Genomic DNA, 12,670 nt, shown 5'->3' on the forward strand with positions numbered 1-12,670 from the left:
ATGGCTGCGCCCCTGGACAGCGACGCCCTGGCCAGCCACCTCGCACGCGCGGGGGGCCGGCTGGCGCCGCTGTACACGGTATCGGGCGACGAGCCGCTGCTGGTCACCGAGGCCGCCGACGCCATCCGCGCGGCGGCGCGCGCGGCCGGCTACACCGACCGCACCTCCATGGTCATGGACGCGCGCAGCGACTGGAGCGCGGTGGCGGCCGCCACGCAAAGCGTCTCGCTGTTCGGCGACCGGCGCCTGCTGGAACTGAAAATCCCGACCGGCAAGCCCGGCAAGAGCGGCGGCGAGATGCTGGCCCGGCTGGCCGACCAGGCGCGCGACCAGGCCGACGCCGACACGCTCGTGGTCGTGGCCCTGCCCCGCCTGGACAAGGCCACGCGCGAAAGCAAATGGGCCCAGGCGCTGGCGCGCGGCGGCGTCATGGCCGACATCGCCAACGTCGAGCGCGGCCGCCTGCCGGCATGGATTGGCATGCGCCTGGGGCGCCAGAACCAGCGCGCCGACACCGCCACGCTGCAATGGATGGCCGACAAGGTCGAGGGCAACCTGCTGGCGGCCCACCAGGAAATCCAGAAGCTGGGGCTGCTTTATCCGGAAGGCCAGCTGGCCGCCGAGGACGTCGAGCGCGCCGTGCTCAACGTGGCGCGCTACGACGTCTTCGGGCTGCGCGACGCCATGCTGGCCGGCGACACGGCGCGCACGGTGCGCATGCTCGACGGCTTGCGCGCCGAGGGCGAAGCCCTGCCGCTGGTGCTGTGGGCGGTCGGCGAGGAAATCCGCCTGCTGGCGCGCGTAGCGCAGGCGCGCCAGCAAGGCCAGGACGCCGGCGCACTGATGCGCCGTCTGCGCATTTTCGGCGCCCACGAACGGCTTGCGCTGCAAGCGCTGGGCCGGGTCGCACCCGGCGCATGGCCGGCAGCCGTGCAGCACGCCCATGAAGTCGATCGCCTGATCAAAGGCCTGAGCGTACCGGGCCGGCTGGCCGATCCCTGGGAAGAAATGACCCGGCTCGCGCTGCGCGTGGCCGCGGCCGGCGCCCGACCGTGAAGGCGGCCTGGCCGCCACCTCCGTCCCGCCGACCGGCCCGCCCCGCGCATCGGTCGGGCTAAACTTCAGCCATGCATGCCGGCCAGCCGCCGGCCAGACATTACAAGACCAGAACGCAGCCATGTCCTCTATCGAAACCTATATGCAGTCCGTGGGCGAACAGGCCCGCACCGCCTCGCGCGCCATGATGCGCGCCACCGGCGCCGCCAAGAACCAGGCCTTGCTGGCCATGGCCGAGGCCATCCTGGCCCAGCGCGCCGAACTGCAGGCCGCCAACGCCAAGGACGTGGCCGCCGCGCGCGCCAACGGACTCGAAGCCGCCCTGCTCGACCGCCTGACCCTCTCGGACCGCTCGATCGAGCTGATGGCCGAGGGCCTGCGCCAGATCGCCGCCCTGCCCGATCCGGGCGGCAGCATTACCGCCACCAGCGTGCGGCCCAACGGCATGCGCGTGGCGCAGATGCGCGTGCCCCTGGGCGTGATCGGCATCATCTACGAATCGCGCCCCAACGTCACCATCGACGCCGCCGCGCTGTGCCTCAAATCCGGCAACGCCACCATCCTGCGCGGCGGCAGCGAAGCGCTGCACTCCAACGTGGCGCTCGGGCGCATCGTGCAGGCGGGCCTGCAGGCCGCCGGCCTGCCCACGGCCGCCGTGCAAGTGATCGACACCACCGACCGCGCTGCCGTCGGCAAGCTGGTCACCATGACCGAACACGTCGATGTGATCGTGCCGCGCGGCGGCAAGGGCCTGATCAGCCGGCTGGCGCAGGAGGCGCGCGTGCCGCTGATCAAGCACCTGGACGGCAATTGCCACGTGTACGTGGACGCGGCCGCCGATCTCGCCAAGGCGCACGACATCGCCTTCAACGCCAAGACCTATCGCTACGGCGTGTGCGGCGCCATGGAAACCCTGCTGGTGCACGCCGACGTGGCGCAGCGCCTGCTGCCCGCGCTGGGCCAGGCGCTGCGCGAGCACGGCGTCGAATTGCGCGGCTGCGCGCGCGCGCTCCAATGGCTGCCCGAGGGCAAACCGGCCGACGACGCCGACTGGGCCACCGAGTACCTCGGTCCCATCCTGGCGGTGCGCGTGGTCGACACGATCGACGAAGCCATGGACCACATCTCGCGCTGGGGTTCCGGCCATACCGACGCCATCGTCACCGAAAACCTGTCGGCGGCGCAGCGCTTCCAGCGCGAAGTGGACTCCAGCTCGGTGTACGTCAACCTGCCCACCTGCTTTGCCGACGGCTTCGAATACGGCCTGGGCGCGGAAATCGGCATCTCGACCAACCGCCTGCATGCGCGCGGCCCGGTCGGTCTGGAAGGCCTGACCACCCTCAAATGGGTGCTCAACGGCGAAGGCCAGGTGCGCGCATGATGCAGGCCGGCATGTATTCTCAAACCGTCACCTTCCTGTTCAGCCTGTTCGTCCTGTGCTTCATCACCTGCACGATCAGCGGCCTGGTGCTGTTCCTGTTCAAGGCGCGCCGCGCCAACGAGGAGCTGCGCCACCCGCTGCTGCAGCATCGGCCGTTCAAGCAATATCCGTTCGCGATCCAGGCTTCGATCATGCTGGACTACTTCCTGCGCCTGGCCTTTCCGCGCACCAAGTGGTGGCTGATCGGCCATGCCAACAAGCAGCTGGCGCATGTCGATCCGAAGCGTGTGCCGCTGGACGTCAAATGGCCCATCATCGGCTTCTGGGGCGCCTGCTGGCTCGGCCTGCTGGCCATGATCTCCCTGTGGGCCATGCTGCTGCTGGGCATGTAGGCCACGCCGCCGGGCCGCGGCCTCAAGGTCCGGCCAGCGTCACCGGCGCGCCGCGCGCCTCGATATCGGCGCCCGCCGCCAGGCACAGGTCTTCCCGGAAACGCGCCGCCACCACCTGCACGCCCAGCGGCGCCGCGCCCACGCCCGGCATCGCCAGGGCCAGCCCCGGCAATCCCATGAACGGCAGGCCGACCTGGGTCAGCTGGGCGCGCCAGACGCGCCGGTATGCATCGGCGCCCTGCAAATCCAGGTCGTCGGCAAACGGCGGCTCGGCCGACACCGGCAGCAACAGCACGGGATAGTCTTCGAAGAACAGCTGCCACAGGCGCGTCAGCGTCGCCCGGCGCGTCAGGGTCGCCGTGTACCCGGGCAGATCGAGCGCCCGCGCCGCCTCCTGCTGGCCGCACAGCGCCACCAGCGCGCCGGGGTCGCCCTCCTGCTGCGCGGCGCGCAGCAGCGCCTCGTAGCCGTCGGCCAGCCACATGCGGATCTGCAGATCGGCCGCCTCCTGCAGCGGCGGAATGGCGCCGGTCTCCTCGACCTGCCAGCCCGCGTCGCGCAGGCGCGCCGCCGCCTCGTAGAGCGCCGCGCACACCGCCGGCTGGGTCTCCAGCCCGTCCGGCGATACGCACAGCGCGGCCCGGCGCGGCGCCGGCGGCCCCTCCAGGGGCACCGGCATCCACCACGGGTCGCGCGCGTCCCTGGCCGCCATCGCGGCCAGCCCCAGGCGCAGATCGGCCACCGTGCGCGCCAGCGGCCCGGACACCGCGGTAATCTGCCCGCCCAGCGAGCGCTCCGGCAAAGCCGCGTTGTACGCGGCCACGCGCCCCAGCGAAGGCCGCAGCCCATGGACCCCGCAGGCATAGGCGGGATAGCGGATCGAGCCGGCGATATCCGTGCCGTGCGCCAACTGGCCTATGCCCGCGGCCACCGCGCTGGCCGCGCCGCCCGAAGAGCCGCCCGGCGTCAGGGCCGCATTGCGCGGATTGAGCGTGCGGCCATGCAGCAGATTGGACGTGAACCAGCGCAGCGAGAACGCTGGCGCATTGGCGCGCCCCAGGATGACCGCACCGGCGCGCCGCAGGTTGTCCACCACCGGACTGTTGGCCTGGGCAATCACGTCTTTCTGCAACGCGACGCCGTTGCTGGTCGCAAAGCCCGCCTGGTCGATATTGATCTTGACCGTCACCGGCACTCCCGCCAGGGGCCCGGGATCATCGCCGCGCGCAAGCGCCGCATCGATCTCATCGGCTTGGGCCAGCACCTCGTCGGGACGCCAGTCCACCACGGCATTCAGGCGCGGATTGACCTCATCCAGCCGCCGCAAGGCCGCCTCGGCCGCGGCGCGCGCCGACACCTCGCGGGCGCGGATCGCCTGCGCCAAATCGCTTGCCGACATGCGCCAGAGCTGACTCACAGGAACTCCTCCTCGATGCGTGCATGACGCGCCCCGACCGCTGCGGACGCGGCGGTCGCTGCGCTCCACCATAGCGCCGGCGTGCCGCCGCCGTCCAGCGCCCGCTTGCGCCGCGTCGCCGACGCGCCCAAGATAGGCGCGTGCGCCCGTGCGCGGCGCACGCCTACGCCCGGAGCCCGACATGAACCCGCCCGAACACGTCGTTTCCCCGCCCATTGCCCGCGTCGCCGTCGTCGGCGCCGGCACCATCGGCGCAAGCTGGGCCGCCCTGTTCGCCGCCCGCGGCCTGCGCGTCACCGTCACCGACCCCGCGCCCGGCGCGGCCGAATCGCTGCGCGGGCGCATCGCCGACATCTGGCCGGCCCTGGCCGCCGCCGGCGCCATCCAGGACGGCGCCGATCCCGACGCCGTACGGTTCGACGCCGATCTGCAGGAGGCCTTGCGGGACGCCGACTTCGTGCAAGAGAATGCGCCGGAGCGCCCGGACTTCAAGGCCGACCTGTTCACCCGCATGGACGCCGCCCTGCCGCCGCACACCATCATCGCCTCCAGCAGCTCCGGGCTGCCCATGAGCGCCCTGCAGGCCGGCTGCCGGCACCCCGAGCGCTGCGTCATCGGGCATCCCTTCAATCCGCCGCACCTGATCCCGCTGGTCGAAGTCGTCGCCGGCAGGCAGACCGCCCCGGCCGCGATCGAACGCGCCATGGCCTTCTACCGCAGCCTGGGCAAATACCCCATCCGCATCGACAAGGAAATCCCCGGACACGTCGCCAACCGCCTGCAGGCGGCCCTGTGGCGCGAAGCCATCCACCTCGTCGCCGACATCGACGCCGCCGTCACCCAGGGCCCCGGCCTGCGCTGGGCCCTGTACGGCCCGCACATGACATTCCACCTGGGCGGCGGCGAAGGCGGGCTCGCCCACTTCCTCGACCACCTGCGGGGCCCCGTCCAGACCTGGTGGGACGACCTGGGCCAGCCGGAACTCACACCCGCATTGCAGCGTAAACTGATCCAGGGCGTCGCCGCGGAAGCAGGCCAGCGCTCCATCGCCGAGCTGAGCGCCACGCGCGACGCACAACTGACAGCCATCCTGGCCATTCTTCGCCAACAAGGAAGCCCCCATCCATGAGCGACATCGCGCATCGCGAAACCCAGTCCCGCTTTGAAACCACCGTCGACGGCCAGCGCTGCGAGCTGGACTACGTCCTGCGCGACCACATCATGACCATCGTGCACACCGGCGTTCCCGCCCCGGTCGGCGGCCGCGGCATCGCCGCCGAGCTGACGCGCGCCGCCCTGGACACCGCCCGCCAACGCGGCTGGAAAGTCGTCCCGCAGTGCTCCTACGCGGCGGTCTACCTGAAACGCCACCCCGAATACCAGGACCTGCAGGCCTGACCGCGGCGAACCCGCATGCGCGCGGCCAGGCGGGAAAGCCCCGCCCGCCGCGCCTGCGCCACGCATCGCGCCCCGAACCGCGCCTGCCGCCTGCCACAATGACGCCGTAAAAAAGAACCCTTCATCCCCGGCCGGTTGCCCCTGCGGCAAACCGCGCGCCTACCCCGACTGCTGCGGCCGCTGGCACGCCGGCGCCCTGTTCCTGCAAGCTCCCGATGCCGAATCGCTGATGCGCTCCCGCTACAGCGCATTCGTGCTCGATCAGCTGGACTATCTACTGCAGACCTGGCATCCGGACACCCGCCCGTCCGAGCTCGAACCCAACGCCGCCGACGTCAAATGGCTGGGCCTGCAAATCAAGGCCAGCCAGCAACAGGACGACACCCACGCCACCGTCGAATTCGTCGCCCGCCTGCGCCAGGCCGGCCGCGCCACGCGCCTCCATGAGCTGAGCCGCTTCGTCAAAGAAGAGCAACGCTGGTACTACGTGGACGGCGACATCCGCTGACGGCGCCGTCATGCAGGTGCCAGTCCCCTGCGGGGACAGATACCGTCTTGGCAGTCAACCGTTCATGGCGTAATTGGGCTGGTAGGGGATGCGGTTTTTGAGGACCCCGAAGCACAGATGCACCAGTTTTCTCATGGCCGCGCCCAGCGCGGCCTTTTTGCTTTTTCCTGCTTTGAGCAGGCGCTGGTAAAGGGCGCGGATGTGGGGGTTGTGGCGGGTCCCAACCAGGGCCGCCATGTATAACGTGGCGCGCACCTGGGAGGGGCCGGCTTTGGACAGGCGTGCGCAGCTGTTCAGACTGCTGCCGGATTGGCGCTGCACAGGGACCACCCCGAGATAGGCGGCCAGGCTCTGGGCGGAGTCGATATGCCGATTGTGCATGACGGCCAGGATGGCGTTGCCGGCCTGAGGCCCGATGGCGGGGATGGAGTTCAGCAGCTCGCAGTCTTGCTTGAGGTCGGGGTGGTTGTCGATGTGCTGATCGATCGCCCGCTCGATTTGTTTGATCTGTTCGCGCAAGAACGCGATGGCCTTGTCGATGGAACCATCGACCAAGGGCGCCGAGGGGCTGAACTGGCTCTTCTCTTTGCGATTGAGCTCACGCAACAGATCCTTGCTCAGCGCCTCGCGTCGCGTCAACAAGGCGCGCAGTTGACGCGCATGCAAGGGCGCCGGGTGCCACAGCGCCGGGCTCAGCGTCTGTCCATAGCGAGCCAGCACGTAGCTGTCGAGCGCATCATTTTTGGAGCGCAGCGCCAAGGCCTTGGCAAAGTCCCGGGCCTGGGCGGGATTGACCAAAGAGACCCGGACCTGGGGCAGCGCCGTGGCCGCTTGCTCGTGATACAGACCCGTAGGCTCCAGGATGGCGTGCAACTGCGCCGGCTGTGCGCCGTGTTTGGCGCACCACGCCAGCAGGGCTTGTACGCCCGCGGCGGTGTTGACCACCACCTTGGTCTTATGCTTGTCAGCCTCAGCCGTCAGCAACGTGCAATCCAGCTTGGCCTTTGATACATCAATACCTATGAAAACATGGACTTGGCCTCCTGCAGATAACAAACTGCTGTCAGCCACTGCGCCCACTTGCCTTGTACATACAGGGTCCTCGCCCTACGATACCGTCCAGTGTCTCGCCGGCCCAGCAGTGCGCTGCCGAGCCGCTATCTGTCCCACAAAGTCCTCGCTTTGGGCACCAACTCGCGGTCATCGGCGCGCGGTGGTGATAGCTAATCACCACCGGAGGAAAGATACAAGGCTCCCAGCGGCACCCGACGGCACCCGACGGCACCCTCAGCCCTGCTCGCGCGCCATCCGGAACACGCGTATCGTTTCGCGCAGCGCGGCCGACTGCTGGCCGAGTTGCGCCACGGTGTTGCCCAGTTGCTGCACCAGGCCGGAGTTCTGCACGGTCATGCCATCCATCTGCGAGACGGCCTCGTCGACCTGTTCGATGCCGCTGGCCTGCTGCTGCGAGGCCACCGAGATTTCGCCGATGATGTCGGTGACGCCGCGCACCGCGTCGACGATCTCCTGCATGGTGGCGCCGGCCTGCTCGGCCTGCAGGGAACCTTCGGTGACGCGGCTGACCGAGTCCTCGATCAGGTCCTTGATCTCGCGCGCGGCCTGGGCGCTCTTCTGGGCCAGGCTGCGCACTTCGCCGGCGACCACGGCGAAGCCCTTGCCGGACTCGCCGGCGCGCGCCGCTTCCACGGCCGCGTTCAGCGCCAGGATGTTGGTCTGGAAGGCGATGCCCTCGATGATATTGACGATGTCGGCGATCTTGCGCGAGCTGTCCGAGATGCCGTGCATGGTGTCGACCACCCGCCCGACGGCGTCGCCGCCGCGGCGCGCCACGTCCATGCTGCGCGCGGCCAGGTCATTGGCCTGGCGCGCGTTGTCGGCGTTCTGGCGCACGGTGGAGGTCAGCTCTTCCATGCTGGCCGCCGTGTTCTGCAGCGAGGCGCTCTGGTCGTCGGTGCGGGCCGACAGCTCCTGGTTTCCGCGCGCGATGCCGACCAGGTTCTTGCGCATCACGTCCAGCGAGAACGCCAGCTTGCCGACCTCGTCGTTGGCGTCGCTGCCGATCTGCGTCGTGAGGTTGCCGACGGCCACCTGACGCGCCATGTCGGCCGCGCCTTCCATGGTGCGCAGCACCGCGCCGCGCAACCGCCACTGCATCGCGAGCACGCCCAGCGCCGCCAGCAGCGACTGGCGCAGCATGCGCGCGCTCAGCCCGCCGCGCAACGGAAACGCGGCGGCGGCCAGCACCCGCCGCCAGCCGGTGGGCACCACCTGGCCGCGCCACAGGCGCCGGCCACGCAGCGTGCCGGCGCGCAACTGCGCATAGGCGGCTTCGGCGGCCTCGATCTGCTCGTCGCTGGCCTTGACGCGCACCGACGAATAGGCGACCACCTCGCCATCCTCATAGATGGGCGTGGCGTTGGCCAGCACCCAGTAGAAACCGCCGTCCTTGCGGCGGTTCTTCACCACCCCCAGCCAGGACTGCCCGGCCTGCAGGGTGCGCCACAGGTCCTCGTACGCCTGGGGCGGCATGTCGGGATGCCGTACCAGGTTGTGCGCCTTGCCGATCAGTTCGTCGCGCTCGAAGCCGCTGACCTCGACGAAGGCGGGGTTCGCGTAGACGATCCGCCCCTTGGTGTCGGTGCGCGAGATCAGGTATTGGTCCTCGCGCAGCTTGGTCTCTACGTCATATATCGGGAGGTTAACGCGCACTGCCAGTCTCCTGTGGAACTGCTGAACTACACATCTCGGACATGCGGGCCGCCCGCGCGGCCGCTGCCTGTAAAAAGACGATCCGGCGCGGCGCTGGCCGCGGCGGATCGCCGCTTTCCCGTCCTGGCGGACGGATGGCCCGGACCGCGGCCACCCGGCCGCGGCGCCAGGGCGCGGGTCAGGACTGCGCGACCAGGGGCGCCGCGTAGCCGGACAATTGGTGCGCCGGCACTTCGATCACTTCGCCGGTATTGATCTTGAACACCGAGACCGCCTCGGCCAGGCGCTGCGCCTGCTCCTGCAGCGAACCGGCCGCCGCGGCCGCCTCTTCCACCAGCGCCGCGTTCTGCTGCGTCACCTCGTCCATCTGCGACACCGCGCGGTTGACCTGCTCGATCCCGCTGGACTGCTCTTCCGAGGCCGCCGAGATCTCGCCCATGATGTCCGTCACCCGCTTGACCGAGGCCACGATCTCCTGCATCGTCGCCCCGGCGCGCTCGACCTGCTGCGAGCCCGTGCCCACCTTGTCGACCGAGTCCTCGATCAACACCTTGATCTCCTTGGCTGCCTGGGCGCTGCGCTGCGCCAGCGAGCGCACCTCGCCCGCCACCACCGCGAAACCCTTGCCCTGCTCGCCCGCGCGCGCCGCTTCCACCGCCGCGTTCAGCACCAGGATGTTGGTCTGGAACGCGATCCCGTCGATCACCGACACGATCTCGGAGATCTTGCGCGAACTGGCCGAAATCCCGTCCATCGTGCTGACGACTTCGGACACCGCCGAACCGCCGCTCTCGGCCACGTCCGAGGCGCTGGCCGCCAGCTGATTGGCCTGGCGCGCGTTGTCGGCGTTCTGCTTGACCGTCGAGGCCAGCTGCTCCATCGAGGCCGCGGTCTCTTCCAGCGAGGCCGCCTGCTCTTCGGTGCGGCTGGACAGGTCCGTGTTGCCGGCCGAAATCTCGCGCGAACCCACGTTGATCTCGTCCACCCCGCGGCGCACCGCCGCGACGGTACGCGTCAGGCTCTCCTGCATATGGCGCAGCGCCGTCAGCAAGGCTCCGATCTCATTGCGGGAGTTGCCTTCGATGCGCGCGCTCAAGTCGCCGGCGGCCATGCGCTCGAATTGCTGGCTGGCGCGTTGCAGCGGACGCACCACCGCGCGCGTCATGTACAGATAGCTGCCCGCGATCACGCCCACGATCAACAGCAGCAAGGCCGCGTACACATAAAGCATGATGGTTTCGCGCGTCTCGTGCGCGGCCAGCGTCTCGCTGCTCAGCTTGTCCAGGTTGGTCGAGAATTCGCCCAGCCGGGCGGCGAAGGCGGCGCTGGCCTGCCCTGCCTTCACATTCTTCAGCTGCAGGTAGGCCGCGTCGTCGTTGCGCTCCAGCGCCGCCATCATTTCATCCAGGGAGGCGGCGAAGCTGCCGAAGCTGCTGGTCAGGCCGGTTTCCATGGAACGGCCCAGCTCGGACAGCTTGGGAACTTTGCGAAACGCTTCGATCCTGGCCTTGGCTTCGCCCATCAATTGCTTGACGGTGCGCTCGTTCTCCAGCGTGCCGGCGGCGTCGCCGCGCCGCTGCACCGCCGCGATGTCCGCGCGAATCGTGGCCCGCAACATCTGCGCATAGGCGTCCTTGAGCAGGCTGCCCTGCTGCACGCTCACGCTATCGAGCGCATGCAGGGAGCGCGAGCCCTCCCGGACGCTTTCCCACCCCAACGCGATGGAAACCAATGCCGCCAATGCCAGCGCCACTAGCGCCAACAACAGCCCGGTACGCACTTTCAGATTCGCGAACATTGCCTGTATCGTCTCTTACGTAGGTCATCATGCGAAGCGCCGCCTGGCGCTCCGGCTCTGTGCTGCCACTGCAAAAACCGCCAAACAGAACTATCCGGCCGCCATTTCGCCCCATGGGGCTCAGAACGACTCCCAATCATCATCGGCCGGCGGACGGCGGCGCGACGGCGCGGCCGTCGTCCGGGCCGCCGGCTCGGTCGCGGCCGGCCGGCGGGCGGGCCGGCGCACGCTGGCCGCCTCGGCCGCCACGTCCGCGCGCGCAGCCGGACGCGCCAGCCGCGGCGCCGGTTCGGGCGGCGCCTCGGGCGCCGCGGCGCTGGCCGGCGCGGCCGCCACGCGCGGCGCCTGGCGCTGCTGCGCCAGCTGGCGCGCCGATACGTCGATCACCTCGCCGGCGTTGATCCTGAACACCGAGACCGCCTCGGCCAGGCGCTGCGCCTGCTCCTGCAGCGAGCCGGCCGCCGCCGCGGCCTCTTCCACCAGCGCCGCGTTCTGCTGCGTCGCCTCGTCCATCTGCGACACCGCGCGGTTGACCTGCTCGATCCCGCTGGACTGCTCTTCCGAGGCCGCCGAGATCTCGCCCATGATGTCCGTCACCCGCTTGACCGAGGCCACGATCTCCTGCATCGTCGCGCCGGCGCGCTCGACCTGCTGCGAACCCGTGCCGACCTTGCCGACCGAATCCTCGATCAGCACCTTGATCTCCTTGGCCGCCTGGGCGCTGCGCTGCGCCAGCGAGCGCACCTCGCCCGCCACCACCGCGAAACCCTTGCCCTGCTCGCCCGCGCGCGCCGCTTCCACCGCCGCGTTCAGCGCCAGGATATTGGTCTGGAACGCGATCCCGTCGATCACCGACACGATCTCGGAGATCTTGCGCGAGCTGGCCGAGATGTCCTGCATCGTCGTCACCACCTCGGACACCGCCGAACCGCCACGCTCGGCCACGTCCGAGGCGACTCCCGCCAGCTGGTTGGCCTGGCGCGCGTTGTCGGCGTTCTGCTTGACCGTCGAGGCCAGCTGCTCCATCGAGGCCGCGGTCTCTTCCAGCGAGGCCGCCTGCTCTTCGGTGCGGCTGGACAGGTCCGTGTTGCCGGCCGAAATCTCGCGCGAACCCACGTTGATCTCGTCCACCCCGCGGCGCACCGCCGCGACGGTACGCGTCAGGCTTTCCTCCATGCGCTTGAGGCCGGCGAACAGCTGGCCGATCTCGTTGCTGTTGCGCACGTCCACCCGCGCGGTCAGGTCGCCCGCGGCGATCCTGTCGAAGTGCTGGCCGGCTTCCTTGAGCGGGCGCAGCACGGCGCGGCCGATGAACACCCCGCAGCCGGCGCACAGCGCCAGCGCCAGGACAATCAACACCAGGGTTACCGTATTGGCGCGCAGGTGTTCGGCGCGCGCATCGTCCACCAGCGCGTCGGTGTCCGTGTCGATCCGGTCCAGGTACGCCGACGCCGCCGTATCGAAAGCGGTGTTCAGGCGCTGCGCGGACGGGTTGAGCTGCACGAACTCGCCCAACCTCTGGTTCTGCATGGCCTCCATCTGGCGCGCCGCCACCTCCAGGTAGGCATGGAACGCCGTCTCCACCGCGCCGACCCGGTCGGCGCCCGACGAAGCCTTGGCCACCGCCAGGAAAACCTCGAAGCGCTCGCGCGCTTCGCCGGCCTGGCGCTGCGCATGCGCCAGCGTATCGGCCGACTCCTTCAACCGCCCTTCCTGCAGGTCCATCATCGACGAGACTATGTTCAGCCGCGCCCGCAACAGCATGACGTAGGCGTCGTAGGCCGGCACGGCCTGGTTCGAATACGCGTTATTGACGCGCTCCAGCTTGTCGTTGCTCGAGCTCATGCCCAGCCAGGCCATTCCGTTGGACACCAGCATTGCCACCAGAAACAGGCCCAGCACCAGGGTGATGCAGGTGCGTACCTTCAAATTCGACCACATGTTTATCCGCTTTCCATCGAACACGCGCTCCTCGAGGGGAGCGCGCGCC

The 12,670-nt window shown here is 69.5% G+C and carries 11 protein-coding genes; 6 read left to right on the forward strand and 5 right to left on the reverse strand.

All coding sequences use genetic code 11. The annotated features are described in order from the left end of the window. The 3 genes from holA to BN118_RS11420 all read left to right on the forward strand — a co-directional run bounded on the left by holA (window position 1) and on the right by BN118_RS11420 (window position 2,829). Window positions 1-1,056: a DNA polymerase III subunit delta gene (holA, locus tag BN118_RS11410; RefSeq protein ID WP_003818514.1), complete on the forward strand. Its 1,056-nt coding sequence runs from the start codon at window positions 1-3 to the stop codon at window positions 1,054-1,056. 121 nt (window positions 1,057-1,177) lie between these two features. Then, complete coding sequence (locus BN118_RS11415; RefSeq protein ID WP_010930708.1) at window positions 1,178-2,437, forward strand: glutamate-5-semialdehyde dehydrogenase; 1,260 nt, start codon at window positions 1,178-1,180, stop codon at window positions 2,435-2,437. Next, a complete protein-coding gene (locus BN118_RS11420; protein ID WP_003810249.1) occupies window positions 2,434-2,829 on the forward strand; it encodes a hypothetical protein in 396 nt (131 codons plus the stop codon). Before BN118_RS11415 ends, BN118_RS11420 begins: the two co-directional genes overlap by 4 nt. A gap of 22 nt (window positions 2,830-2,851) precedes the next feature. Here BN118_RS11420 and BN118_RS11425 read toward each other — a convergent pair whose 3' ends face one another. Then, a complete protein-coding gene (locus BN118_RS11425) occupies window positions 2,852-4,246 on the reverse strand; it encodes an amidase family protein (protein WP_014905853.1) in 1,395 nt (464 codons plus the stop codon). A 181-nt stretch (window positions 4,247-4,427) separates the two neighbouring features. On the opposite strand from BN118_RS11425, the gene BN118_RS11430 reads away from it, so the two are divergent. The 3 genes from BN118_RS11430 (at window position 4,428) to BN118_RS11440 (ending at window position 6,152) form a co-directional block, all read left to right on the forward strand. Further along, complete coding sequence (locus BN118_RS11430) at window positions 4,428-5,375, forward strand: 3-hydroxyacyl-CoA dehydrogenase NAD-binding domain-containing protein (RefSeq protein ID WP_010930706.1); 948 nt, start codon at window positions 4,428-4,430, stop codon at window positions 5,373-5,375. Next, window positions 5,372-5,644 (forward strand): GNAT family N-acetyltransferase, encoded by a 273-nt coding sequence (locus tag BN118_RS11435; RefSeq protein WP_003810239.1) that lies wholly within the window; start codon window positions 5,372-5,374, stop codon window positions 5,642-5,644. The genes BN118_RS11430 and BN118_RS11435 overlap by 4 nt, the downstream gene beginning before the upstream one ends. Window positions 5,645-5,708: 64 nt before the next feature. Beyond that, a complete protein-coding gene (locus tag BN118_RS11440) occupies window positions 5,709-6,152 on the forward strand; it encodes a YchJ family protein (protein ID WP_047122782.1) in 444 nt (147 codons plus the stop codon). Window positions 6,153-6,206: 54 nt separating this feature from the next. Here BN118_RS11440 and BN118_RS11445 read toward each other — a convergent pair whose 3' ends face one another. The 4 genes from BN118_RS11445 to BN118_RS11460 form a co-directional block, all read right to left on the reverse strand. Beyond that, window positions 6,207-7,223 (reverse strand): IS110-like element IS1663 family transposase, encoded by a 1,017-nt coding sequence (locus tag BN118_RS11445; protein WP_014905421.1) that lies wholly within the window; start codon window positions 7,221-7,223, stop codon window positions 6,207-6,209. Between the two features lie 216 nt (window positions 7,224-7,439). Beyond that, the gene (locus BN118_RS11450; RefSeq protein ID WP_014905855.1) at window positions 7,440-8,882 is read right to left on the reverse strand and encodes a methyl-accepting chemotaxis protein; all 1,443 of its coding nucleotides are present in this window, start codon (window positions 8,880-8,882) and stop codon (window positions 7,440-7,442) included. A gap of 178 nt (window positions 8,883-9,060) precedes the next feature. Then, a complete protein-coding gene (locus BN118_RS11455) occupies window positions 9,061-10,680 on the reverse strand; it encodes a methyl-accepting chemotaxis protein (protein ID WP_014905856.1) in 1,620 nt (539 codons plus the stop codon). Between the two features lie 120 nt (window positions 10,681-10,800). Then, entirely contained in the window at window positions 10,801-12,621 is a 1,821-nt protein-coding gene (locus BN118_RS11460) for a methyl-accepting chemotaxis protein (RefSeq protein WP_014905857.1), read from the reverse strand. Window positions 12,622-12,670 lie beyond the last annotated feature (49 nt).

The organism is Bordetella pertussis 18323 (assembly GCF_000306945.1).
In the GTDB taxonomy this organism is placed as follows: domain Bacteria; phylum Pseudomonadota; class Gammaproteobacteria; order Burkholderiales; family Burkholderiaceae_B; genus Bordetella; species Bordetella pertussis.